The 22,355-nt window shown below is 65.5% G+C and carries 21 protein-coding genes and 1 tRNA gene; 12 read left to right on the top strand and 10 right to left on the bottom strand.

Going from position 1 to position 22,355, the window contains the following annotated elements; all coding sequences use genetic code 11:
* Positions 1 to 91 precede the first annotated feature (91 nt).
* From POF53_RS03435 to POF53_RS03425, 3 genes are all read left to right on the top strand, one after another.
* Positions 92 to 1,048, top strand: a complete 957-nt coding sequence (locus POF53_RS03435; RefSeq protein WP_232856398.1) for a LysR family transcriptional regulator — start codon at positions 92 to 94, stop codon at positions 1,046 to 1,048.
* A gap of 55 nt (positions 1,049 to 1,103) precedes the next feature.
* Complete coding sequence (locus tag POF53_RS03430) at positions 1,104 to 1,559, top strand: MarR family winged helix-turn-helix transcriptional regulator (RefSeq protein WP_203647579.1); 456 nt, start codon at positions 1,104 to 1,106, stop codon at positions 1,557 to 1,559.
* Positions 1,560 to 1,689: 130 nt separating this feature from the next.
* Entirely contained in the window at positions 1,690 to 2,118 is a 429-nt protein-coding gene (locus tag POF53_RS03425; RefSeq protein ID WP_498966369.1) for an organic hydroperoxide resistance protein, read from the top strand.
* A gap of 213 nt (positions 2,119 to 2,331) precedes the next feature.
* Here POF53_RS03425 and efp read toward each other — a convergent pair whose 3' ends face one another.
* Both efp and earP read right to left on the bottom strand, forming a co-directional pair.
* Complete coding sequence (gene efp / locus POF53_RS03420; protein ID WP_060483780.1) at positions 2,332 to 2,901, bottom strand: elongation factor P; 570 nt, start codon at positions 2,899 to 2,901, stop codon at positions 2,332 to 2,334.
* Positions 2,902 to 2,949: 48 nt separating this feature from the next.
* Positions 2,950 to 4,083, bottom strand: a complete 1,134-nt coding sequence (gene earP / locus POF53_RS03415; RefSeq protein ID WP_498966367.1) for an elongation factor P maturation arginine rhamnosyltransferase EarP — start codon at positions 4,081 to 4,083, stop codon at positions 2,950 to 2,952.
* Between the two features lie 133 nt (positions 4,084 to 4,216).
* Between earP and POF53_RS03410 the strand changes: the two genes are divergently transcribed.
* The gene (locus tag POF53_RS03410; protein WP_234562527.1) at positions 4,217 to 4,615 is read left to right on the top strand and encodes a hypothetical protein; all 399 of its coding nucleotides are present in this window, start codon (positions 4,217 to 4,219) and stop codon (positions 4,613 to 4,615) included.
* Between the two features lie 2 nt (positions 4,616 to 4,617).
* The gene (locus POF53_RS03405; protein WP_234562526.1) at positions 4,618 to 5,100 is read left to right on the top strand and encodes a GreA/GreB family elongation factor; all 483 of its coding nucleotides are present in this window, start codon (positions 4,618 to 4,620) and stop codon (positions 5,098 to 5,100) included.
* Positions 5,101 to 5,227: 127 nt separating this feature from the next.
* Here POF53_RS03405 and POF53_RS03400 read toward each other — a convergent pair whose 3' ends face one another.
* Positions 5,228 to 6,160, bottom strand: coding sequence for a LysR family transcriptional regulator (locus POF53_RS03400; protein ID WP_234562536.1), 933 nt, complete (start codon positions 6,158 to 6,160; stop codon positions 5,228 to 5,230).
* 125 nt (positions 6,161 to 6,285) lie between these two features.
* On the opposite strand from POF53_RS03400, the gene POF53_RS03395 reads away from it, so the two are divergent.
* Entirely contained in the window at positions 6,286 to 7,035 is a 750-nt protein-coding gene (locus POF53_RS03395; RefSeq protein WP_254463844.1) for a 3-oxoacyl-ACP reductase family protein, read from the top strand.
* 138 nt (positions 7,036 to 7,173) lie between these two features.
* Here the strand turns inward: POF53_RS03395 and POF53_RS03390 are convergent, their stop codons facing one another.
* On the bottom strand, positions 7,174 to 8,052 hold the full coding sequence (locus POF53_RS03390) for a LysR family transcriptional regulator (protein WP_203647582.1): 879 nt from the start codon (positions 8,050 to 8,052) through the stop codon (positions 7,174 to 7,176).
* Positions 8,053 to 8,160: 108 nt separating this feature from the next.
* Between POF53_RS03390 and POF53_RS03385 the strand changes: the two genes are divergently transcribed.
* On the top strand, positions 8,161 to 9,360 hold the full coding sequence (locus POF53_RS03385; RefSeq protein ID WP_267813800.1) for an MFS transporter: 1,200 nt from the start codon (positions 8,161 to 8,163) through the stop codon (positions 9,358 to 9,360).
* A 131-nt stretch (positions 9,361 to 9,491) separates the two neighbouring features.
* Here the strand turns inward: POF53_RS03385 and POF53_RS03380 are convergent, their stop codons facing one another.
* Genes POF53_RS03380 through POF53_RS03360 form a run of 5 tightly spaced genes read right to left on the bottom strand, consistent with a single transcriptional unit; the run spans position 9,492 to position 15,798 of the window.
* Entirely contained in the window at positions 9,492 to 10,844 is a 1,353-nt protein-coding gene (locus POF53_RS03380) for a TolC family outer membrane protein (RefSeq protein ID WP_203647583.1), read from the bottom strand.
* A 10-nt stretch (positions 10,845 to 10,854) separates the two neighbouring features.
* The gene (locus tag POF53_RS03375; protein ID WP_203647584.1) at positions 10,855 to 12,147 is read right to left on the bottom strand and encodes an HlyD family type I secretion periplasmic adaptor subunit; all 1,293 of its coding nucleotides are present in this window, start codon (positions 12,145 to 12,147) and stop codon (positions 10,855 to 10,857) included.
* On the bottom strand, positions 12,144 to 13,865 hold the full coding sequence (locus tag POF53_RS03370; protein WP_232856402.1) for a type I secretion system permease/ATPase: 1,722 nt from the start codon (positions 13,863 to 13,865) through the stop codon (positions 12,144 to 12,146). The genes POF53_RS03375 and POF53_RS03370 overlap by 4 nt, the downstream gene beginning before the upstream one ends.
* 44 nt (positions 13,866 to 13,909) lie before the next feature.
* The gene (locus POF53_RS03365) at positions 13,910 to 14,287 is read right to left on the bottom strand and encodes an AprI/Inh family metalloprotease inhibitor (RefSeq protein WP_232856403.1); all 378 of its coding nucleotides are present in this window, start codon (positions 14,285 to 14,287) and stop codon (positions 13,910 to 13,912) included.
* Between the two features lie 53 nt (positions 14,288 to 14,340).
* The gene (locus tag POF53_RS03360; RefSeq protein WP_203647587.1) at positions 14,341 to 15,798 is read right to left on the bottom strand and encodes a serralysin family metalloprotease; all 1,458 of its coding nucleotides are present in this window, start codon (positions 15,796 to 15,798) and stop codon (positions 14,341 to 14,343) included.
* Positions 15,799 to 16,239: 441 nt separating this feature from the next.
* On the opposite strand from POF53_RS03360, the gene POF53_RS03355 reads away from it, so the two are divergent.
* Positions 16,240 to 16,617 (top strand): hypothetical protein, encoded by a 378-nt coding sequence (locus POF53_RS03355; protein ID WP_186712839.1) that lies wholly within the window; start codon positions 16,240 to 16,242, stop codon positions 16,615 to 16,617.
* 407 nt (positions 16,618 to 17,024) lie between these two features.
* Positions 17,025 to 19,157 (top strand): TonB-dependent siderophore receptor, encoded by a 2,133-nt coding sequence (locus POF53_RS03350; protein ID WP_498966358.1) that lies wholly within the window; start codon positions 17,025 to 17,027, stop codon positions 19,155 to 19,157.
* A 132-nt stretch (positions 19,158 to 19,289) separates the two neighbouring features.
* On the opposite strand, the gene POF53_RS03345 is transcribed toward POF53_RS03350, so the two are convergent.
* A tRNA-Ser gene (locus POF53_RS03345) sits at positions 19,290 to 19,379 on the bottom strand.
* A 290-nt stretch (positions 19,380 to 19,669) separates the two neighbouring features.
* On the opposite strand from POF53_RS03345, the gene POF53_RS03340 reads away from it, so the two are divergent.
* From POF53_RS03340 to POF53_RS03330, 3 genes are all read left to right on the top strand, one after another.
* Positions 19,670 to 20,359, top strand: coding sequence for a crotonase/enoyl-CoA hydratase family protein (locus tag POF53_RS03340; protein ID WP_475861115.1), 690 nt, complete (start codon positions 19,670 to 19,672; stop codon positions 20,357 to 20,359).
* 192 nt (positions 20,360 to 20,551) lie between these two features.
* Positions 20,552 to 21,271, top strand: a complete 720-nt coding sequence (locus POF53_RS03335; RefSeq protein WP_203647590.1) for a lysophospholipid acyltransferase family protein — start codon at positions 20,552 to 20,554, stop codon at positions 21,269 to 21,271.
* 75 nt (positions 21,272 to 21,346) lie between these two features.
* Positions 21,347 to 22,318, top strand: coding sequence for a magnesium and cobalt transport protein CorA (locus POF53_RS03330; RefSeq protein ID WP_050704649.1), 972 nt, complete (start codon positions 21,347 to 21,349; stop codon positions 22,316 to 22,318).
* The last annotated feature ends 37 nt before the right edge of the window (positions 22,319 to 22,355 follow it).

Genomic DNA, 22,355 nt, shown 5'->3' with positions numbered 1-22,355 from the left:
GAATGAGGGCATGCTAGCCAGTCGCGGCTGGCGGGGAAACGCACAGCAGCGCACAATGGCTTTGCGTATTTCGCACAAGCACCGAGCCGCCATGAGCCCCGACATCCTTACCGAACAACTCAGCCTGTTCCTCGACGTGCTGGAAACCGGCAGTTTCTCCGCCGCCGCCCGGCGCCACCCGTTGACGCCCTCCGCCGTGGCGCGGCGCATCGACAACCTGGAAAGCGCGGTGGGCAGCCGCCTGTTTTCGCGCAGCACCCACGCCGTGCGCCCGACGCCGGCCGGCAACGCCTTCGCCGAACGGGCCCGGCGCATCATCGAAGAGCTGCGCCTGGCGCGCGCCGAGGCGGTGTCGTTGAGCAACGCCCCGGAAGGCTTGATCCGCATCGACGCACCGGCCGCCTTCGGCCGTCGTCACCTGGCCCCGGCCATCGCTGACTTCCTGGTGGCCTACCCCGGGCTCGACGTGCAGTTGCGTCTGATCGACAGCTTCGTCGACCTGCATGGCAGCCACCTGGGCGAAGTGGACCTGGTGCTGCGCGCCGGCCCCCTGGCCGATACCCGCCTGGTGGCCACGCCCCTGGCCTACATGGTGCGCATCGCCTGTGCCAGCCCTGCGTACCTGGCCAGCCGCGGGGTGCCGGCCTGCCCCAGCGAACTGCCCGGGCACGACGGCCTCGACTGGGACGGGCTGGCCCCGCCGTTCGCCTGGCGTTTCGCGGTCGACGGCCAGACCCGCCTGTACCGTCCGGCGCGCATGCGCATGGCCGCCAACAACGCCGAGACCCTGCTGTTCGGCGCCCTGGCCGGCCTGGGCATCGCCCACCTGCCGACCTGGCTGATCAGCGACTACCTGCTGCGCGGCGAACTGGTCCCGCTGTTCTGCGACAACGGCCTGCCGCAACCTGAGACCAGCGGCATCTATGCCCTGCGCCTGGAACATGAAACGAACTCTCGCAGCCGCTTGCTGCTCGAATTTCTCAAGAGCCGTTTCAGCCCGGTGCCGCCCTGGGACCTGGCGCTGAGAAGCGAGCTGCGCTGGCAATGAGCGCACCAAGCTTTGGCGTGCTAGATTTTAACCCTTACCGATTCCAAGGACCTGCATGAACGCCGACACCCAAGCCCCCTGCAACGCGCTGCTGCTGGACAACCAGGTCTGCTTCGCCCTGCACTCGACCTCGTTGCTGATGACCAAGGTCTACAAGCCCCTGCTGCAGGCGCTGGGCCTGACCTACCCGCAGTACCTGGCCATGCTGGTCCTGTGGGAACAGGACGGCCTGACCGTGGGCGAGATCAGCCAGCGCCTGCTCACCGACCCCGGTTCGCTGACGCCGCTGCTCAAGCGCCTTGAGAGCGAAGGCCTGCTCAAGCGCAGCCGCAGCCGCGAGGATGAACGGGTGGTGCTGGTGCAACTGACCGACAAAGGCCGCGCCCTGCAGGTCGAGGCCCAGCGCGTGCCACAGTGCATTCTGCAGGCCAGCGGCCATAGCGCCGAGCAACTGCGCAAGCTGCAGGCCGACCTGCTCGCCCTGCGTGCGCAGCTGCAAGAAAACCTCTGACGTCTAAGCTGTGAGATGGCTGTTCGGATGAATGGTCGAATATTTAACTTGCGCGCTAAATAATTGCGCGCTAAGTTAATCCCATACCCACTCAGCGCCGACGGCGCACAGCACCCAAGCGAGGCTCAAGATGCAAAAGGTCACTCCGCTGTACATCGCAGAAGCCACTTCCACCGGTGGTCGTGATGGCAAATCCCGCTCCAGCGACGGCAAGCTGGAAGTCAAGCTGAGCACCCCCAAGGAGCTGGGTGGCGCGGGCGGTGACGGCACCAACCCCGAGCAGATGTTCGCCGCCGGCTACTCGGCCTGCTTCATCGGCGCGCTGAAGTTCGTCGCCGGCCAGGAGAAAAAGGCCCTGCCGGCGGATACGTCGATCACCGCCAAGGTCGGTATCGGCCAGATCCCGGGCGGCTTCGGCCTGGACATCGACCTGCACATCAACCTGCCGGGCCTGGCCCAGGCCGACGCCGAAGGGCTGGTGGAGAAGGCGCACAAGGTCTGCCCTTACTCCAACGCCACCCGCGGCAATGTGGATGTGCGGTTGCATGTGACGGTGTGATACACGATCGATGTGTAGGAGCGGCCTCGTGCCGCGAAAGGACCGCAGAGCGGTCCCGGAATGCACGAGGGCTGCTTCTTAGGTTTGCCTGATCCATGGTCGGGGGCGCTTCGCGCCCCTTTCGCGGCGCAAGGCCGCTCCTACAGGGGCCAGACAACCCGCCATAAAAAACCCGGCCAAGGCCGGGTTTTTTTGTGCTTATCGCAAGAAGGATTACTTCTTGGAACGGCCCTTGAAGCTGTTGTCGCGAGTGTCGATGTCGATCCACTCGTCGATCTGGATGAAGTCGGCAACCGAGATCTCGGTACCGTTCTTCAGCTTGGCAGGCTTCATGACCTTGCCCGAGGTGTCGCCACGCGCGGCGTTCTCGGTGTAGACGACCTGGCGGCTGATGGTGGTCGGCAGTTCTACCGAGACCAGACGGCCTTCGAAGAACACGGCTTCGCAGATGTCTTCCATGCCTTCTTCGATGTACGGCAGAACGGCGTCGATGTCTTCGGCGTTCAGTTCGTACATGGTGTAGTCGGTGGTGTCCATGAAGGTGTACGAGTCACCGCTGATGAACGACAGGGTCGCTTCTTTGCGATCCAGGATCACGTCGTCCAGCTTGTCGTCCGCACCGTATACGGTTTCGGTCTTGTAGCCGGTCAGCAGGTTCTTCAGCTTGGTCTTCATGATCGCGCTGTTACGGCCCGACTTGGTGAACTCAGCTTTCTGAACCAGCCACGGGTCGTTGTCGATCCGCAGTACGGTACCGGGTTTCAGTTCTTTACCAGTTTTCATTACGAAGTATCCGAATCTGGATGGATTTATAAAAATCGAGGCCGCGTATCATAGCGAATTTCGGTAAAACTGTACCAGCCTCGTAGCAAGGTCCGGCCGAGCGGCCTGCGCGGCCTGCCACTGGCGGGCATGTTCGCGCACTTCGTCCCAGTGCGGCTGCAGCGCCTGCCAGGCCTGGCCCATCGGGCGATCCATGTTCCAGGCACGCCACAGTTCGGTCAGCGCCTGGCCGGCGGCGGCCGACAGGCCTTGGCGATAAAGGGCGAGGAATGCCTCGAGCTTTTCCCAGTGGGCGTTCTCTTCCTGGATGTAGATGTGCCAGAGCATCGGCACGCCAGCCCATTGCGCGCGCACGAACGAGTCTTCGCCGCGCACGGCGTTGAAATCGCAGCTCCACAGCAGCCGGTCGTAGTCCTCCTGGCTGACGAAAGGCAGGACCTGCACGGTCAAGGCTCCGCGCCGATGCAGCGCGCCCACGGGCAGGTCAGCCACGCCCAGCCAGTTGCCGAGGTCACCCAGGATGCGCCCCTGCGGTACCAGCAGATGGGTGGGATGCACATCGGCGGCCAGCACATCGAGCCAGTTGCCCAGCTGCGGGTTCTCGTAGGCGAACAGCGAGATCAGCCGGGCCCCTTCCCGAGGCTGCACACCCAGGCCCGCAAGGAAATCCGCCCGCTCGTCAGGCTCCTGGCGGAACGCCTGGCAACGCGGTAGCAAGGTGGCTTCACGCAGCAACCCACCGGTGTTCTCGGTGAAGCCCGGGAAGAAGAAGAACTTGCGCAGCCCATTGGCCTGGGGCGAGGGCAAGCCATGGCAGCCCTCCACCCAGTCTTCGGCACTGAGGTAGTCCAGGTTCAGCCACAAAGGCGGCGTGGGCTGACGGGCCATGGCCTCGACGTAGCCGTCCGGCAGTTGGCAAGCAAAGGCGCCTACCACCACCTGGGCTGGCTCCGCCCCTTGCCACGTGACAGGCCAGTGGCGTACCTCGACCCCTTGCCGCCACTGCTGCCCGGCCTGGCTGTCGGCGTCCGGACACAGGCGCGCGAAAGCCTGCAGGTCGTCCACCCACAGGCGCACCGCCAGGTCGTGCTCGGCCGCCAGCTGGCGCGCCAGGCGCCAGGTGACGCCGATGTCGCCATAGTTGTCGACGACCGTGCAGAAGATGTCCCAGGTGGTTTTCATCGCCACGTTCCGTTACCTGCGAAAAAAGACCGCGGATTTTGCGGATATTTACCCGTCAGCAAAAGCGCGGCGCTGAAAAAACCTGTCGCGCCATGCGAGAATGGTCCCTCGAACCGCCTGCCAGGAGGCCGCCATGCCCCGCCCCCGCGAATTGAAGATCACCCTCAGACCCGTGCAACTGGTGCTGTGCGTCGCCCTGGGTCTGTGGCTCGGCGCCGTGGCCATCGCCTTGAGCCTGTGGCTGGCCCTGCGCCTGTGGCCGGCACAGGTGCAGCCACTGGTCGAGGCCGCCGTCCCCGCCGTGGTCCAGCCTGCGCCTGCCGCCGCGCCAGCACAACCGGCCGACGCCCAGGCGCAGATGTTCGAGCACTACAAGGAGATCCTGCACAAGCAGGAACTGCAACAGGCCGCCGAGGCCGCCCAGGGCAATCCGCGCAACCTCAACAGCCCCAAATGCCAGTTCTGGCTGCAGCAGAACCGCACCGCGCCGACCGACAAGAGCCAGGCCAACGTGCTGGAGTTCTGCTACTGACCATGGACAAGGCCTGCCTGCTGCAATGCATCATCGCCACCCTCGAGCTCGACATGGAGGTGCTGCGCCGTGCCGCCCAGACCGCCTACGAGGCCGCCACCGCCGAAGAGAACATCGCCGAGAACAAGTACGACACCCTGGGGCTTGAGGCGTCGTACCTGGCCACCGGGCAGGCGCGGCGCACGGCCGAGATCCGCCAGGCGTTGCACACCTACCAGCAGTGGGTGCTGCGCGATTACGACCCGGCGCGGGGGATCCAGATCGGTTGCCTGGTGACCCTGGAAGATGAAGCGGGCCAGCGGCGCCGGCTGTTCCTCGGGCCGGAAGGAGCCGGGCTGAAGGTTGGCGAGGGGGATGGGCTGGTGACGGTGATCACGCCACGCGCGCCGCTGGGGCAGCAACTGCTCGGCAAGCGGGTGGATGACGAAGTGGGCCTGGTGGTGGCTGGGGTGGCGCAGGTGCAGTTCATCATCGATATCACCTGATAGAGCGCCATCGCGGGGCAAGCCCGCTCCCACGCAGCCCACAGGAGCCTGAGTCATCATGCAAGACCGTGACTCCTGAGCTCGATGCAGTGCCGTCGTGGGAGCGGGCTTGCCCCGCGAAAGGCCATCAATGGCGCTGCAACGCATCGAACCGCCCCGCCAGCCCCTGCTCGGCGAACTGCTCCACCACGAAATCGATGAAGGCCCGGGTCTTACCCGGCAACAGCTTGCGCTCGGCGTAGTACAGGCTGATATGTCCATCGTCCACGTACCAGTCCGGCAACACCCGGCTCAGACGCCCGGCAGTCAGATAGGGCAAGGCGAACGGCAGGCTGACCAGGGCGATGCCCAGGCCTTGCTCGGCCACCGCGCAGGCGGCGTCTGAATCGCTCATGGTCAGGCGCTGGGGCAGTTGCAGCGGCTGTTGCTCCTGCCAGCGACTGGTCAGCGGCCAACTGCGCACCCGGCCGGTCTGCGGCGAGCGGATAAGGATGCCGGCGCACGCCTGCAACTGCTCCGGGCGGCTCAGTGGTCCGTGCTGTTGCAGGTAGCCCGGCGAAGCGACCAGCACTCGGTGTGCCGGGGTCAGCTTGCGCGCCACCACCCCCGGCGGCAGTTCGAAGCCGCCACCGATGGCGGCGTCGAAGCCCTGGCCGATCAGGTCGACCTGGCGATTGTCGAAGTGCCAGTCCGCCGTCACCGCCGGAAAACGGGCCAGGAACTCGCCCAGCAGCGGCAACACGTACAGGCGCCCGAATACCGTGCCCATGCTGACCCGCAACACGCCCGAGGGATGCCCTTCGCAGTTGGCGAGATTGGCCACCGCGTACTGGATGGTGCGAAAGCTCTCGCTCACTTCGGCCAGAAAGCGCTGACCGGCCTCGGTCAGGGTCAACTTGCGCGTGCTGCGCAGGAACAACCGCACACCGAGCCGCGCCTCCAGCTGGGCGACGTTCTTGCCGACCGCCGCCGGGGTGAGCGACAGGCGCCTGGCCGCCTCGGCAAAGCTGCCGACTTCGGCGCTGCGGATGAAGCATTCCAGGCTGCTGAAGGATTCCATCACGGCCATTATCAACTCCTGGTTTATTCTGAGTAACTCGATTGCCATCTTATCAACAGGTAATCGAGCGCCGATACTGCGTCCATCCCAAGGCATCCGGCCTTGCTTCACTGCAGGAGATCAGCATGTCCCAAGCACTTCCCCTCACCGGCAAGGTGGCCCTGGTCCAGGGCGGTTCCCGCGGTATCGGCGCGGCCATCGTCCGCCGCCTGGCCCGCGACGGCGCCAAGGTCGCCTTCACCTATGTCAGTTCCAACGCCAGCGCCGAAGCCCTGGCGGGTGAAATCAACAACGCCGGCGGCCAGGCCCTGGCCCTGCGCGCCGACAGCGCCGACATCCAGGCCGTGCAACAGGCCGTGGCCGACACCGCCAAGGCCTTCGGCGGTCTCGATATCCTGGTCAACAACGCCGGCGTGCTGGCGGTGGCGCCAGTGGCCGAATTCGACCTGGCCGACTTCGACCGCCTGCTGGCGATCAACGTGCGCAGCGTGTTCGTGGCCACCCAGGCAGCGGTGAAGCACATGGGCAAGGGTGGACGGATCATCAACATCGGCAGTACCAACGCCGAGCGCATGCCGTTCGCCGGCGGCGCACCCTATGCCATGAGCAAGTCGGCGCTGGTCGGCCTGACCAAGGGCCTGGCCCGGGACCTGGGGCCGCAGGGGATCACCGTCAACAATGTGCAGCCGGGGCCGGTGGACACCGACATGAACCCGGCCAGCGGCGAGTTCGCCGAGAGCCTGATTCCGTTGATGGCCATCGGGCGCTACGGGCAGGCGGATGAAATCGCCAGCTTTGTTGCCTACCTGGCGGGGCCTGAAGCAGGGTACATCACCGGGGCGAGCCTGCTGGCCGATGGTGGGTTTGCGGCCTGAGGTGCCATTCCCCTGTAGGAGCGGCCTTGTGCCGCGAAAGGGCCGCGCAGCGGCCCCTGCGATCCATGCGTCGACACTGAGATCCTGGGGCTGCCTTGCAGCCCTTTCGCGGCGCAAGGCCGCTCCTACAGGGGAGCATCAGGTCGGCGGGAGGCTCTGTTCCATGACGTCGAGGAACGCCCGCGCCGCGGGCGTGGGGCTCGGCGACCAGACCGCATACAAATGCCGCACCGGCGCATCCACCAGCGGCACCATGGCCACCCCCTGAAAACCCCGGGCGACACGCTCGGGCACCAACCCCAGCGCCATCGCGCGCTGGACGAACTTTTCCACCAGGCGAATATGGCCAATCTCGAACTGCACCCGATGCTGCAACCCCGCCGCCTGGAACGCCTCATCGGTCTGCCGGCGCGCCCCGGTGCCCTCGGGAAAGTCCACCAGCACCTCGTCGGCCAGATCGGCCAGGGCCAGCCGCGCCCTGCCCGCCAGCCGATGGCCGGGCGGCAACACCGCCACCAGTTCCTCCCGCGCCAGCAGGCGATGCTGCACGCCATGCAGCGCCTCGCCCTGCCACAGGCCGATGAAACCCACGTCCAGGCGCCGTTCGCAGACGTCCGCCATCAGCAACTCGCTCTTGGCGGTCAACCAGCGCACGTCCACATCCGGATAACGCTCATGGAACACCGCCAGCAGATCGACCAGGTCGAGCGCTGTGAGCGAGCTGATCTCGCCGATCGACAGGCGTCCACGCACCTGTCCGCAGGCGGCGGCGACATCCTCGGCCACCCGCCGCGCCGCCGCCACCGCCGGCCGGGCGCTGAGCACGAAGGCCTCGCCGGCCGGAGTCAGGCGCACGCGCCGCGAACTGCGCTCGAACAGGCTCACCCCCAACTGTGCCTCCAGCCGCGCCACCTGGTGGCTGAGGGCCGACTGCACCACATGGCAGCGCTCGGCGGCGCGGGTGAAACTGCCGGTGTCGGCCACGGCCAGGGCGTATTCGAGCTGCTTGAGGTTCATCAATCTATCTGCTTTCAAGATGGATAAGTTGAAAACTATACATTGGCGTCATGCAAGACACTTCCTGATACTTGTCGCCACACAACCTTGCCTGCAACGAGACAACCCATGAACACCCCGACTCTCGGCCGCGCCCTGATCCTGCTGATGGCCACCGCAACCGGCCTGGCCGTGGCCAGCAACTACTACGCGCAACCGCTGCTGCACAGCATCGCCCAACAGTTCGGCCTGAGCACCGCCAGCGCCGGCACCATTGTCATCGCCGCCCAGCTCAGCTACGGCGCCGGGCTGCTGTTGCTGGCGCCGCTGGGTGACCTGTTCGAGCAGCGCCGGCTGATCGTCACCATGGTGCTGATCGCCACCGCCGGGCTGCTGATCAGCGCCTGCGCGCCAAGCCTGCCGTGGCTGCTGTTCGGCACCGCGCTGACCGGGCTGTTCTCGGTGGTGGCCCAGGTATTGGTGCCCATGGCCGCCGCCCTGAGCGCCCCGGAGCAACGCGGCCGCGCCGTGGGCACGCTGATGAGCGGGCTGTTGCTGGGCATCCTGCTGGCGCGCACCGCCGCCGGCTTCATGGCCGAGCTGGGTGGCTGGCGCAGCATCTACGTGCTGGCGGCGGTGCTGATGGCAATCAGCGCCCTCGCTCTTTACCGCAGCCTGCCGCGGCACCACAGCCACGCAGGGCTCAAGTACCCGGCGCTGATCGGCTCGGTGTTTCGCCTGTTCGCCGAGGAGCCGGTACTGCGTCTGCGCTCGCTGCTGGGGTTGCTGGCGTTCAGCCTGTTCGCGCTGTTCTGGACGCCGCTGGCGTTCCTGCTGAGCAATGCGCCCTATCACTATTCCGACGCGGTGATCGGCCTGTTTGGCCTGGCCGGGGCGGTCGGTGCGCTGGCAGCCAACTGGGCCGGGCGCCTGGCTGATCGAGGCAAGGGGCCGCTGGGCACCACCGTGGGGCTGGTGGCGCTGCTGCTGTCGTGGGTACCGCTGGGGTTCGCGCAGAGCTCGCTGGTGGCGTTGCTGGTGGGGGTGCTGCTGCTCGACCTGGCAGTGCAGCTGGTGCACGTGAGCAACCAGAACGCGGTGATCGTGCTGCGGCCGGAGGCGCGTACGCGGCTCAATGCCGGGTATATCACCTGTTACTTCATTGGTGGGGCGCTGGGGTCGTTGCTGGGGACGCAGCTGTTCGAGGTGCATGGCTGGGACGGGATCGTGGTGGCCGGGCTGGTGATCGGCGCGCTGGCGCTGGTGGTGTGGGGGTTGGCTGAGCGCAAGCGGGGGAAACGCCTGAGCGCCGGGATGTCCCCCCTGTAGGAGCGGCCTCGTGCCGCGAAAGGGCCGCGTAGCGCCCCCGGCAGTATCAGCTTGATGCTCGAATCCTGGGGGCGCTTCGCACCCCTTTCGCGGCACGAGGCCGCTCCTACAGGGATTTGCGCATGGTCTGGTCAGCCTGACTTGCCCTCGATGAACGCTTCATCCACCCGCGCCAGCTGCGTCTCGCTCAACACCCCGGCCTGGTAATGCAGTTTGATCCAAGCCAGCAGGTAGTCGTAGCGCGCCTGGGCCAGGTCGCGGCGGGTAGTGGCCAACTGCTGCTCGGCGTTGAGCACGTCCAGGTTGACCCGTTCGCCGCCCTGCACGCTCTTGCGCGTGGAGACCACCAGCGCTTCGGCCGCCACCAGCGCCCGTTCGTAGGCGCGCAGGCGGCTGGCGCCGGACTCGCAAGCGTTGTACTGCCTGCGCAGCTCGATCAGCGCGCTGCGGGTGTTGCCATCAAGCTCGTACTCGGCCTGCTCCAGGTGCCGGCTGGCCTGGCGGGTCGAGGCCAGCACGCCGCCCCCGGCGAAGATCGGCACGCTGACTTCGATACCCACGGTGTTGGTGTCGTAGCGCTGGTTGTAGGTGTTACCGCTGTCCGACTCCTGGCGCCGCGAGGTGGCGAACGCGGTGACCTTGGGCAGGTGCCCGGCACGGTTGCGCTCGACTTCGTAACGCGCCACTTCCAGCGCCTGGCGTGACGAGGCCAGTTGTGGGTTGTTGGCCAGGGCCCGCTCCTGCCACGCCTCGTAGCCGCTGGGGTCGACCACCGGCAGGGCGAAGCCCAGGCGCAGCGGCGCCAGGTCCTCGACCCGCACCGCCGGCTCGCCGATCAACGCGCCCAGCTCGCGCAGCGCGGCATCCTGCTCGTTGCGCGCCTTGATCTCCTCGGCGTCGGCCAGCTCGTAGCGGGCCTGGGCTTCGAGGATGTCGGTGCGGGTGCCTTCACCGGCGTCGAACAGACGCTGGTTCTGCTGGAACTGCTGGCGGTAGGCCTGCTTGCTGGCCACGCTGATGGCAATCTGGTCCTGGGCGAACAACGCCTGGGTGTAGTTGGTCATCACCCGCACCAGCAACTGCTGGCTCTGGTCACGGAAGCTTTCGTCGGCGAACAACGCCTGGGCCACACCCTTGCGGTAGCTCGAATACGCCTCGTAGTCGAACAGCGGCTGCTGGAGGATGAAGGTCGAACCCATGCTGTTGTAGTTGCGGTCTTCCTTTTGCCGCCGCGAATCCCCCAGGTAGCGCACCTCGGAATCGTTGCGCCCCTTGTTGTAGCTGTACGAGATGTTCGGCAGCAGGCCAGCGCGGCCGATGGCCCGGTATTCCTGACCAGCCTCGCGGGCCTTGAAGGCGGCGAGGTAGGTCGGGTCGCGGCGCAGGGCCTGCTCGTACACCTGGAACGGCCCCATGCCGGCCAGGGCGATGGTCGGCAGCCAGGCGCAAGCCAGCAGCAGCCCGGTCAGTGGGAACTTCTTCACTGGGCGGTCCTTATTGTTCGGTCAAGGCGGTACCTGCACGGTCGAGCAGGGGTTTGAACAGGTAGTTGAGCAGCGAGCGCTCACCGGTACGCACGAACAGCTCGGCAGGCATGCCCGGACGGATTGCCAACCCCTCGAGACGCGCCAGCGCTTCTTCGCTGACGGTGCTGCGCAGCACGTAGTACGGCTGGCCGCTGCGCTCGTCGATCAGCTGGTCGGCCGACACCAGCGCCACCTCCCCGGTCACCCGTGGCGTGCGGTTCTGGTTGAAGGCGGTGAACAGGATGTCCACCGGCAGTTGCGGCGCCACCTTGTCCACCAGGTTCACCGGCAGGCGCCCTTCCACTTCCAGCGCGGTGCCCTGGGGCACGATTTCCAGCAGGGTGTCGCCAGCTCGCACCACGGCGCCTTCGGTATGTACGCCGAGGTTGACCGCCACGCCGTCGGCCGGCGCCAGGATCTCGCTGTGCTGCAACTCGAAGTGCGCGGAGTTGAGCTGCTGTTCCAGGGTCGCGGCCTTGACCTGAGCGTCGGCCAGTTGCGTGCGCACCTCCTTCTGGTACTCCTCGCGGCGCTGTTGCAGGTTGAGCCGGGACTCGACGATCACCTGCTCCAGGCGCGCGCTCTCGCCGGCGTTCTGCGCCAGGTCGCGCTGCACCTGCGACAACTGGCGCTGGTACTCGAGCACGCGGTTGCGCGGGATGTAGCCATCGCCGGCCAGCGGACGCAGGCTGTCGAGCTGCTCGCGCAGCGAATCGGCCTGGGCCTGCAGGTCGCTGCGCGCGCGGCGCATGCCGGTCAGCTGGGCCTGGGAGCCGTCGATGCTGGCGGCCAGGGCGCCCTGCTCGCGAGCCTGGGCCTGGCGGCGGCTGTCGAACAGCTGGCGCTGGCCTTCGACAATCAGTGCCAGGCGGGCGTCGGAATCTTCCAGCAGCTCTGCGGGAAACTGCACCTGCCCCAGGTTGTCGCGCTCGCTCTGCCAGCGCGCCAGGGCGGCGCGGGTCATGCGGTACTGGGCCTGCAGCGCGTCGACATCGGCCTGCACCTGGGTGCGGTCGAGGCGGAACAGCGGCTCGCCCTGGCGTACCTGCTGGCCTTCGCTGACCAGAATGCGGCTGACCACCCCGGCGGCCATCGACTGCACCGCCTTGCGCTTGCCCGATACCACCACGGTGCCCTGCACCGGCACGCCCTGGTCAAGTGGGGCGAGGCTGGCCCAGGCCATGAAACCGCCAAAACCGACCAGGGTCAGCAACCAACCCAGGCGAACATGGAAACGTGCATCACGGGTGTGCTGGCTCATGCGCCACCTCCGGCTTGCAGCGGGCGTTGCGCCGGGGCCTGGCCCATGGCGTGGAGAATGTCGCGGGCCGGGCCGAAGCCCTGCATGCGCCCTTCGTTCATCACCAGCAGCTTGTCGGCCTGGGCAAGCGCCGCGCTGCGGTGGGTCACCAGCACCACGGTGCGGCCCTGAGCCTTGAGCTGGACGATGGCGTTGGCCAGCGCGGCCTCGCCGTGGCTGTCGAGGTTGGAGTTGGGTTCGTCGAGCACGATCAGCCGGGCATCGCCGTACAGGGCGCGGGCCAGGGCGATGCGCTGCTTCTGCCCGCCGGAGAGGTCGACGCCCTCCTCGCCCAGGCGCGTGTCGTAGCCCTGGGGCAGGCGCAGGATCAAATCATGCACGCCGGCCAGGCGGGCCGCCTCGACCACCTTGATGCCGTCCAGCTCGCCGAAGCGGGCAATGTTCTCGGCGATGCTGCCGCGCAGCAGCTCGATGTTCTGCGGCAGGTAGCCGATGTGCGGGCCCAGGGCATCGCGATCCCACTGACTGAGCTCGGCGCCGTCGAGGCGCACATGGCCGCTCATCGTCGGCCACACGCCGACCAGCACCTTGGCCAGGGTCGACTTGCCCGAGCCCGAAGCGCCCAGCACGCCGAGCAGTTCACCCGGTGCCAGGGCGAAGTTCACCTGCTGCAGGGTGGCCAGGTTGCGCCCGGGCGGGCCGGCGCTGACCTGCTCCACCGCCAGTTGTCCGGTAGGCACCGGCAGCGGCATCGGCGTCGGCGGCTCGGGGTGCTCGCGCAGCAGGACATCCAGGCGCTGGTAGGCCAGCTGCGCGCCGCTCCACTGCTTCCATACCGCGATCAGCTGGTCGATCGGGGCGAGTACCCGGCCCATCAGGATGGAGCCGGCGATCATCATGCCCGGGGTCATCTGCCCCTCGATCACCAACAGTGCGCCCAGCCCCAGCACCAGCGATTGCAGGCACAGGCGCAGGCCCTTGCTGGTGGCAGTGATCACCGCCGAGGTGTCGCTGGCCTTGTTCTGCAGGTCGAGGAAGCGCCCGTGCAGGGTGTACCAGCGCTGGCGCAGGGCACCGAGCATGCCCATGGCCTGGATGCTCTCGGCGCTTTGCAGCTGGCTGCCGGCCAGTTGCGTCGACTGCTGCTGGAAGCCACTGGCCTCGGCCAGGGTGGCATGGGTGAGGCGTTCGTTGAGGATCGCCAGGGCGATCAGCAATAGCGCGCCGACCGTGGCCATCACCCCCAGCCAGACGTTGAAGGCGAAGATCACCGCCAGGTAGATGGGGAACCAGGGCGCATCGAAGAAGGCGAACAGCGCGGGGCCGGTGATGAACTGGCGCAGCTGGGTCAGATCGCCCAGGGCCTGCCCGGCGGCGCCGTCGCGCTGGCGCAAGTTGCGCTCGAAGGCGGCGCGGTAGACCTTCAAGTTGAAACTTTTCTCCAACTGGTTGCCCACGCGGATGACAATGAAACTGCGGACTGCTTCAAGCCCGCCTATATAAACGAAGAAGCCGACCACCATCAGCGTCAACACCCACAAAGTTGTGGTGCTCTGCGAACTCAGTACACGGTCGTACACTTGAAGCATATAAATCGACGGCACCAGCATGAGCAAGTTGATCAATGCCGTGAAACAGCCCACGCTGATCAAGGTTGACTTATGTTCGCCGAGTGCCGCCCACAAAGGCGCCCCGGGCTTTTGGCTCGGTAGTTTCATGTTTCGCCCTGGCTCGCCTGGAACTTTTTAGTTCCAGGTGGGAATTATTTGTCGAGGCGCTCGAGCACCAGTTGCTTGCCGTCCGGGGTGGTCCAGGCGTAGCGCTGGGCACCTTCGCGGCTGAAATGCACCACGCTGCTGCCGTCACCGCCCACCAGGGCCAGGGTGTCGGGGGTCACCAGCCAGCTGCCGGGGCGCAGGCCTATCAGCCCCTTGGCGCACTCCAGGTCACCTTCGATTTCGCCTTCCGTGGCGCCAAGACGCAGGTCGCAGGCCTGCGTCTGCTGCTGTTCGGGGTAAAGCTGCCAACGGCCGGCCAGTTGCGCGGCGTTGGGGAGTAACAGGCTGCTCGCCATGACTACCTCGGTCATCGACACCATGGGGATCGCGGCCAGCGCGATCGTTTTCAGGTTTGCTTTCATTGGTTCGCCTCACCGGCAAAAGGGGCGACGCGCGAGCGCCGCCCCCTGTTGCATCAGACCACGATGTCGGTGACAGCGGCCTGGCCAACGGTGGTCACCAGGAAGTCAGCCGAGCTGTTTCCGGTGAAGTCGATGGACAGGCTGCCCAGGTTGGTGGCCTGGTCGTAGGTCAGCAGCGCCTCGCCGGCATGACCGGTAAAGGCGTTGACGAACTGCAGCGGCAGCTTGTTCACGGCGAACGCGGAGATGGCCGACAGGTCGATCTTGTCCACGCCCGAGGTGAAGTCCATGATGCGATCCGGCGCCGCCTTGGTCGAGTCGCTGACAGCCGCGAACACGAAGGTGTCCGAGCCGCTGCCGCCCCACAGTTGGTCGGCACCGCCGCCGCCGTAGATGATGTCGTTGCCGGCACCACCCTTGAGCACGTTGGCCAGCGCGTTGCCGATCAGCAGGTCGTTGCCCGAGCCACCGAAGGCGTTTTCAATGGTCACGCCCTTGGCGATGGAGACGTTGCCGACCATGCCGCCGACGTCGGAGAACGACGCTTCGTTGAGGTTGATCTTCTGGTTCTGGGTGAACCCGGAGAAGTCGAAGGTGTCGTTGCCGCCACCGTCCCACACCGAGAACACCAGCTTCGACGAGGCCGAGGTGGCCGAGTAGAAGTCGCGATCAGCGGTGGAGTTGAAGCCGTAGGTGGTGTCGTTGGCACGGGTGGCGTAGTTGGCGCCGTAGAGCTTCTGGATCGCCAGGATGTCGTCCATCAGCGGGGCCGAGGCGTAGTACTGACCGCCACCCTTGATGAAGTTCTGGCCGTTGTTGCTCTCGCTCCAGTAGCTCATGATGCTGTAGCCACGGGTGTCCTGGGCGTAGTCGGCATCACGGTAGGTCGGGTTGCCCTCGCCGGCGTTGTAGTCGCCAGGGTGGGACAGGCCCAGTACGTGACCGATCTCGTGGGTCAGGGTCTGACGACCGTAGTTGCCGGTGCCCGGGTTGATGTTGACCTGGTAGCCGCTGTTGATCAGGTACCAGGATTCACCCTTGTGCGAGCCCGGGCCGTCGAACGGCAGGTAGGCGAATGCCGCGCCGCCGTTGCTGGCGCTGAAGTTGCCGTAGGTCATGTGGCCATCGCCACCCGATGCCGCCTCGGTGAAGGTGACCTTGGCCACGTCCGCCCAGGACTGCATGGACAGCTTGGCTTGTTGCTTCTGCAGGTCGCTGAACTGGCTGAAGGTGCCCAGTCCGCGGCTGTAGAAGTCCGCCGGTGCCTTGGTCAGGAAGGTGTAGGTGAGGCTGATCGTGCCGTCCTTGTTCAGGTCTTTCCAGGAAGCGCCGTCACGCAGGATGTGATCGGCGGCCTGGTCGGCCGTGAAGGACTTCTTGCCATTGATGTTCGCGCCGCCGCGGTCGTACTGGTGGGCAAAGCTGTCGATCAGGCCGAAGGAAGAACTTGGGCCCTTCGGTTGCAGTGCGGAAACGGCGGAAACAATGGCGTTTTCTTTGACTTTCGACATGCAGATTACTTCCTTGTGTACAAAAAAGCAGTTGATGTCCGACAGGGTTCTCCCACCGGGCGAGAACTTCCTGTCACTCGCCTTTATGAGGCGCAAAAAAACTGACACACATTGAAACTTGATGTCCAGCGTTTTTTGACGTCATTTTTTCGTTTTCGAAAATTAAACTGCGCCGTACTAATTTGCGCAAACTGCGATGGATCAACGGCGCCAGCGATAAGCATTAGTTACAGTCATGCCCCATGACAGTTATAGACAACGGTTCGAAGTTTACTTTCGAAAATGCGACTTTCACTTGTTGAGCGCCACCGCTCGCTCGTCTATGCGCTTTACTGCGCGACAACCCGCCACACGACCCTCCGTCGCCTGCTCGTTGACTTGCCGGCGTGGCAAGCGCTCAGTAGGCGTTGGTCAACGACCCCTTCCTGACAGGACGACGCAATGACAAGACTCACGGTGCAATCCGGCGATTTCTTGCAAGGTGAAGGCGAGTATCGCAATGGAGCGCTCACTCTCAAGACCCCGCGCAGCCCCTCGCCCGGCGAGCGCATTTCGCTGGCGCGGATCAAGGACCTGAAGCTGGCCAACCTCGAATCGACCCGCAGCCTCGGTGGCGCCCTGGGCTGGGGCGTGGCCGGCGCCCTGGTGGCCGGCCCGGTCGGCCTGCTGGCTGGCCTGCTGCTGGGCGGCAAGGAGGAGGAAGTCACCTTCCTCGCCACCTTCAAGGATGGCCGCAAGCTGCTGGCCATCACCGACGGCAAGACCTGGTCGAAGATCGACGACAACTGGCGCCGGCACCAGCGGCCGGCGGCGGCCTGAATCAACGGCCGCTTCGTTCGTTCTGACATTACAAGCCCGATTACCGGCAAGCCGGCTCCAACAGGGGCAGATGCATCTGTAGGAGATCACACAGCCTTCCGGGCTGCGCTGTCGCGCAGGGAACAAGGTTCCAGCGTGGGAGCGGCGGTGCGCCGATGCGACTTGCCCCGCGATCACCGGCGAAGCCGGTGCCAAACGCCGCATCGCGGGGCAAGCCCGCTCCCACGCTGCCCCAGTCAAATCAAAGAATTATGTTTTGTTCCATGAGAGCGGGCTTGCATCAGCCATACGAACGTTTCCCCTGAAACCTCGAATCCCTCCCCTGGCAGCCTGCTACCATGGCGCCCTTTTGCCTGCCCGACAGCTGCCGAGCGATAACGGCGCGTCCACTTTTCAAGGAGCCTTGCATGACCCCGCTTCGCCCCCGCCTGCCCCTTGGCCTGCTCGGCCTGGGCCTTGCCCTGCACACTGGCCAGGGCCTGGCCGAGGACAGCGTGACCCTGGCCCCGGTGCGCATCTCCGAGGTTCAGGACAACAGCGGCTACCAGGCACGCGAAGCCCAGGTCGGCGGCCTGCACAGCGCGCCGCTGCTCGACACCCCGGCCTCGGTCAGCGTGTTCAGCCGCCAGCTGCTGGACGACCGCCAGGTGCGCAAGCTGAGCGAGGTACTGCAAAGCGATGCCTCGGTGGGCGAAAGCTACGCGCCGATCGGCTACTACGAGAACTTCAACGTGCGCGGCTTCGAGCTCAATGCCGCCAGCAGCTACCGGATCAACGGCCAGACCATCGCCGGCGAGCAGAACGTGGCGCTGGAGAACAAGCAGCAGGTGGAGCTGCTCAAGGGGCTGTCGGGGCTGCAGAGCGGCGTGTCGGAGCCCGGTGGGCTGGTCAACTATGTGACCAAGCGTGCCGAGGACGTACGCTCGGTCACGGTTTCGAGCAACGAGCAGGGCGAACGCTACCTGGCCACCGACCTGGGCGGCTGGTTCGGCGCCGAGCGCCAGTTCGGCCTGCGGGTCAACCTGGCCCACGAGGACATCCGCTCCTATGTCGACCACGCCGACGGCAAGCGGGACTTTGCCTCCCTGGCGCTCGACTGGCAGATCAACCCGAATGCCGTGCTGGAGCTGGACGCCGAATACCAGCACCGTGAGCAATATTCGGTACCAGGTTACCAACTGCTCGGCGGCAAGCAGTTGCCCCACAACGTCGACCCCAAGGATCACCTGGCCTGGCAGTCCTGGGCCAAGCCGGTGCAGAACGACTCGCTGAACCTGGGCGGGCGCTTCAAGTATCAGTTCAACGACAACTGGAACGGCACCTTGAGCGCTTCGCGCAGCAAGGTGGTGATCGACGACTACAGTGCCTTTGCCTGGGGTTCGAGCGAAGGTGCCTTCTTCGGCAGCAACGGCGACTACGACATCTACGATTTCCGCAGTCCCGACGACACCCGGCGGATCGACGAGGCACAGGCCACACTCGATGGACGCTTCGACGCCCTGGGCGTGAGCCATGAGCTGACCGTGGGTACCAGCGCGCAACGCCGCACGCTCGATCAGCGCCCGTACTACAACGAATGGATCGGCAGCGGCAATATCAACACCAATGCGCCAGCCTACGCACCTTCCGGCAAACCGATCGGCGCCAGCGAGCGCCGCCTCGACAGCCGCCAGTACGGCCTGTTCTTCAGCGACCGCATCACCTTCAACGAGCACTGGCAGACGGTGATCGGTGCCCGGGAGGTCCGGTTGGACGAGAAGACCTGGAACGAGAATGGTGTCGCCGGACGGCATACCCAGCAGTACCAGTTGCTGCCCAATGCGGCACTGATCTACAAGCCGCAGTCCGATACCACGCTCTACGCCAGTTACTCGAAAGGCCTTTCCGCAGGCGGCACTGCGCCCTGGTTCGCCAGCAACGCCGCCGAGATCCTCGCTCCGACCCTGTCGCGCCAGCTCGAAGTCGGCATCAAGCGCGATTGGCAGGGTATGAGCTTCAGCGCGGCGCTGTTCCAGATCCGCCAGGCCTATCAATATGCCCGCCCCGACGGAACCCCAGCGCCGACCTACGTGCAGTCGGGCCAGCAGAAAAATACCGGTCTCGAACTCGGCGCCAGCGGCTGGGTGACCTCCAACCTGCAGATCCAGGCCAGCGCCGCAGCGATCCGCGCCCGCGTGCAGAACAGCGACACCGACGCCTACGAAGGTCACCAGGCAATCAACGTCCCGCGCCTGCGCGCGGCGCTGCAGGCCGACTACGCCCTGCCCGTGCCCGGCCTGGCCCTGCTCGGCGGCGCCCGCTACAGCGCCAGCAAGTACGCCAGCCACACGAGCGACGCCGAAGTCGGCGGCTATACCGTGTTCGATGTCGGCAGCCGCTACCGCACGACCATCGGCGGCTACGACACCGTGCTGCGCCTGACCGTGGACAACGTCTTCGACAAGCGCTACTGGCGCGACGTGGGCGACTACCTGGGCGACAACTACCTGTTCCAGGGGGCGCCGCGCACGGCACGGCTGTCGGCTTCCGTCAGTTTCTGACAGCGCCATCGCGGGGCAAGCCCGCTCCCACGCCAAAGGGAGCGGGCTTGCCCCGCGATCAGGGCTTCAACAAAAACGCGAGACAAACAAAAAGCCCCCGAACCTTTCGATTCGGGGGCTTCTCGTAGAATGTGGCGGTGAAGAAGGGATTTGAACCCTTGATACGATTTCTCGTATACACACTTTCCAGGCGTGCTCCTTCGACCACTCGGACACTTCACCGTTTTCTCTTCAAGCTATTCAGCCTGTCGAGGCGCGCTAATTTAGTAGAAGCCTTTTCCTTTGGCAAGCATTTTTTTCAGAATTTTCATGCGCTTAAGCCAATCGACCGAAATACCGGGGCAATCAGGGCAATGCTGCCATTGTGCCCAGCGCTTTTCCCACTCCCCGCGCCCCTGCCCCGATGGCACAAGGCACAAGCTCCCGCCGCTGACTGACCAGTCAGTCTTGGCGCTTTACCTGGCCGGTGCCGCTGGGTAACGTCACCGCCACGCCCTCCAAAGGACTCTGCCATGAGCGAGCTGATTACCTACCACGCCGAAGACGGCATCGCCACCCTGACCCTGAACAACGGCAAGGTCAACGCCATCTCCCCGGATGTCATTAAAGCCTTTAATGCCGCGCTCGACCGCGCCGTCGAGGAGCGCGCGGTGGTGATCATCACCGGCCAGCCGGGCATTCTCTCTGGCGGCTACGACCTCAAGGTGATGACCGCCGGCCCCAAGGAGGCCGTCGGCCTGGTCACCGCCGGCTCCACCCTGGCCCGTCGCCTGCTGTCGCACCCCTTCCCGGTGATCGTCGCCTGCCCCGGCAATGCCGTGGCCAAGGGCGCCTTCCTGCTGCTGTCGGGTGATTACCGCATCGGGGTCGAAGGCCCCTACAAGATCTGCCTGAACGAAGTGCAGATCGGCATGACCATGCACCATGCCGGTATCGAACTGGCCCGTGACCGCCTGGGCCGTGCGGCCTTCCAGCGCTCGGTGAACAATGCCGAGGTATTCGATCCGCAGGGCGCCCGTGAAGCCGGCTTCCTCGACAAGGTGGTGCCTGCCGAGCAGTTGCTGGAAACCGCCCTGACCGCGGCCCGCGAAATGAAGAAACTGAACATGCTGGCGCACAAGAACACCAAGCTCAAAGTGCGCAAGGCGCTGCTGGAGGCGCTGGACGAGGCGATCCTGGCGGATCAGAACCACCTGGGCTGATTGCCGAGTCTACTTCTCTGTAGGAGCGGGCTTGTCCCGCGAACACCGGCGAAGCCGGTGGCACGCACCGCGTCGCTTGTGTTCGCGGGACAAGCCCGCTCCTACAAGGGCCTGCCTGACATTTGTCGAGTGTTTGCCCCTGACAGTGCACATCCGTACACTGCGCCGCGACTGTCCGGTGTGAGTCGTACCATGCTTTATATGCTTCGCATGCTCCTGTTGGCGCTGCACTTCCTGCTCGTGGGTGTCGTCGGTCTGGTGATCGGCCTGCTGCGTCCGTTCAACCCCGATAACAGCCGCCTGTTCGCCCGCCTGTACAGCGTGCCGGCCGCCTGGCTCATGCGCATCAAGGTCAAGGCCGAGGTCGGCCCGCTGTGGGACCAGCCCCCCGGCTGCGTGATCATCGCCAACCACCAATCCAACTACGACCTGTTCATCATCGGCCAGGTGGTGCCCCGCCGCACCGTGGCCATCGGCAAGAAGAGCCTGGGCTGGGTCCCGCTGTTCGGCCAGCTGTTCTGGCTGGGCGGCAATGTGCTGATCGACCGCAAGAACGCCTACCAGGCGCGCAAGGCCATGCAGACCACCACCCGGACCCTGCGCGACGACACCTCGATCTGGATCTTCCCCGAAGGCACGCGCAACCCCGGCGAGCAGTTGCTGGCGTTCAAGAAGGGCGCTTTCCACATGGCCATCGAGGCCGGCGTACCCATCGTGCCGGTGTGCGTCAGCCGCTACACCCAGCGCCTGGGCCTGAACAGCTGGCGCCAGCGCACCGTGGTCATTCGCTCGCTGGCCCCCATCGCCACCGCAGGCCTGACCCAGCAGGACCTGCCCGCGCTGATCGAGCAATGCCGCAGCCAGATGCAGCATTGCATCGACCATATGGAAAGCGAGCTCACCGCGCCCTGATCGGCGTGCGGACTTGCCCCGTGCCGCGACACAGCCCAAGCTGTGTAGCGTGTTCAATCGGATAAGCGGACAACCATGGGTCGAGTCGTCGCATCGGCGGTGTACAGCGCCGGCAGGAAGGTCACCAACATCAGCCTCGACGAGGGCGCCGAATGGGCGCGCAAGCCCGGGCACTTTGTCTGGATCGGCCTGGAAGAGCCCAACGCCGAGGAACTGGCCAACCTGCAGCGCCAGTTCGGCCTGCACGAGCTGGCCATCGAGGACGCCCTGGAGAAACACAGCCGGCCCAAGCTTGAGACCTTCGGCGACGCGCTGTTCATCGTCACCTACTCGCCGGTGCGCCACGAGGGAAAGCTCGAGTTCATCGAGACCCATATCTTCGCCGGCAACGGCTACATCATCACCTGCCGCAACGGTCACTCGAAGTCCTATGCCCTGGTGCGCCAGCGCTGCGAGGCGCGTCCGCTGCTGCTCGAGCACGGCGAGGACTTCGTGCTCTACGCCCTGCTGGATTTCGTCACCGAGAACTACCAGCCGGTGAGCGAGGCGATCCACGGCGAGATCGAGGAGCTGGAACAGAGCGTGCTGAGCAATTCGCTCAAGGAAGAGGACATCCAGCGCCTGCACAGCCTGCGCCGCGACATCCTGCGCCTGCGCCGCTACGTGGCGCCGATGGTGGAGATCAGCGAGGAACTGCAGCGCCTGAGCTTCCCGTTCATCGACAAGAACATGCGCCCGTACTTTCGCGACGTGCAAATCCATGTCACGCGGCAGATGGAAGACCTGGCCGGGATCCGCGACATCGCCAGCCAGACCATCGAGATCGGCATGCTGCTGGAGTCGTCACGGCAAAGCATCACCCAGCGCAAGTTCGCCGCCTGGGCGGCGATCCTGGCGTTTCCCACGGCGGTCGCCGGAATCTACGGGATGAACTTCGAGAACATGCCGGAGCTGGCATGGCGCTACGGTTACTTCGGCGTGCTGGGGGTGATCGCCCTGGGCTGTTCGGGGCTGTATTACAGCTTCAAGCGTTCGGGCTGGCTGTAACGCCAATCGCGGGCGAACCCGCGATTGAGGTCGATGC

The organism is Mitsuaria sp. RG, assembly GCF_028369275.1.
GTDB classification, from domain to species: Bacteria; Pseudomonadota; Gammaproteobacteria; order Pseudomonadales; family Pseudomonadaceae; genus Aquipseudomonas; species Aquipseudomonas peradeniyensis.
The sequence above is the reverse complement of the archived record's forward strand: the minus strand, read 5'-3'. Positions and strand labels throughout refer to the sequence as shown.

Excerpts from the sequence above, each read along its gene's own strand:
- POF53_RS03395 (WP_254463844.1), top strand. The coding sequence starts at position 6,286 with ATGTCCCAAGCACTTCCCCTCACCGGCAAGGTGGCCCTGGTCCAGGGC.
- POF53_RS03435 (WP_232856398.1), top strand. The coding sequence starts at position 92 with ATGAGCCCCGACATCCTTACCGAACAACTCAGCCTGTTCCTCGACGTG.
- POF53_RS03355 (WP_186712839.1), top strand. The coding sequence starts at position 16,240 with ATGACAAGACTCACGGTGCAATCCGGCGATTTCTTGCAAGGTGAAGGC.
- POF53_RS03410 (WP_234562527.1), top strand. The coding sequence starts at position 4,217 with ATGCCCCGCCCCCGCGAATTGAAGATCACCCTCAGACCCGTGCAACTG.
- efp (WP_060483780.1), bottom strand. The coding sequence starts at position 2,901 with ATGAAAACTGGTAAAGAACTGAAACCCGGTACCGTACTGCGGATCGAC.
- POF53_RS03405 (WP_234562526.1), top strand. The coding sequence starts at position 4,618 with ATGGACAAGGCCTGCCTGCTGCAATGCATCATCGCCACCCTCGAGCTC.
- POF53_RS03350 (WP_498966358.1), top strand. The coding sequence starts at position 17,025 with ATGACCCCGCTTCGCCCCCGCCTGCCCCTTGGCCTGCTCGGCCTGGGC.
- POF53_RS03330 (WP_050704649.1), top strand. The coding sequence starts at position 21,347 with ATGGGTCGAGTCGTCGCATCGGCGGTGTACAGCGCCGGCAGGAAGGTC.
- POF53_RS03385 (WP_267813800.1), top strand. The coding sequence starts at position 8,161 with ATGAACACCCCGACTCTCGGCCGCGCCCTGATCCTGCTGATGGCCACC.
- POF53_RS03360 (WP_203647587.1), bottom strand. The coding sequence starts at position 15,798 with ATGTCGAAAGTCAAAGAAAACGCCATTGTTTCCGCCGTTTCCGCACTG.
- POF53_RS03375 (WP_203647584.1), bottom strand. The coding sequence starts at position 12,147 with ATGAGCCAGCACACCCGTGATGCACGTTTCCATGTTCGCCTGGGTTGG.
- POF53_RS03400 (WP_234562536.1), bottom strand. The coding sequence starts at position 6,160 with ATGGAATCCTTCAGCAGCCTGGAATGCTTCATCCGCAGCGCCGAAGTC.
- POF53_RS03370 (WP_232856402.1), bottom strand. The coding sequence starts at position 13,865 with ATGAAACTACCGAGCCAAAAGCCCGGGGCGCCTTTGTGGGCGGCACTC.
- POF53_RS03340 (WP_475861115.1), top strand. The coding sequence starts at position 19,670 with ATGAGCGAGCTGATTACCTACCACGCCGAAGACGGCATCGCCACCCTG.
- earP (WP_498966367.1), bottom strand. The coding sequence starts at position 4,083 with ATGAAAACCACCTGGGACATCTTCTGCACGGTCGTCGACAACTATGGC.
- POF53_RS03430 (WP_203647579.1), top strand. The coding sequence starts at position 1,104 with ATGAACGCCGACACCCAAGCCCCCTGCAACGCGCTGCTGCTGGACAAC.
- POF53_RS03335 (WP_203647590.1), top strand. The coding sequence starts at position 20,552 with ATGCTTTATATGCTTCGCATGCTCCTGTTGGCGCTGCACTTCCTGCTC.
- POF53_RS03425 (WP_498966369.1), top strand. The coding sequence starts at position 1,690 with ATGCAAAAGGTCACTCCGCTGTACATCGCAGAAGCCACTTCCACCGGT.
- POF53_RS03390 (WP_203647582.1), bottom strand. The coding sequence starts at position 8,052 with ATGAACCTCAAGCAGCTCGAATACGCCCTGGCCGTGGCCGACACCGGC.
- POF53_RS03365 (WP_232856403.1), bottom strand. The coding sequence starts at position 14,287 with ATGAAAGCAAACCTGAAAACGATCGCGCTGGCCGCGATCCCCATGGTG.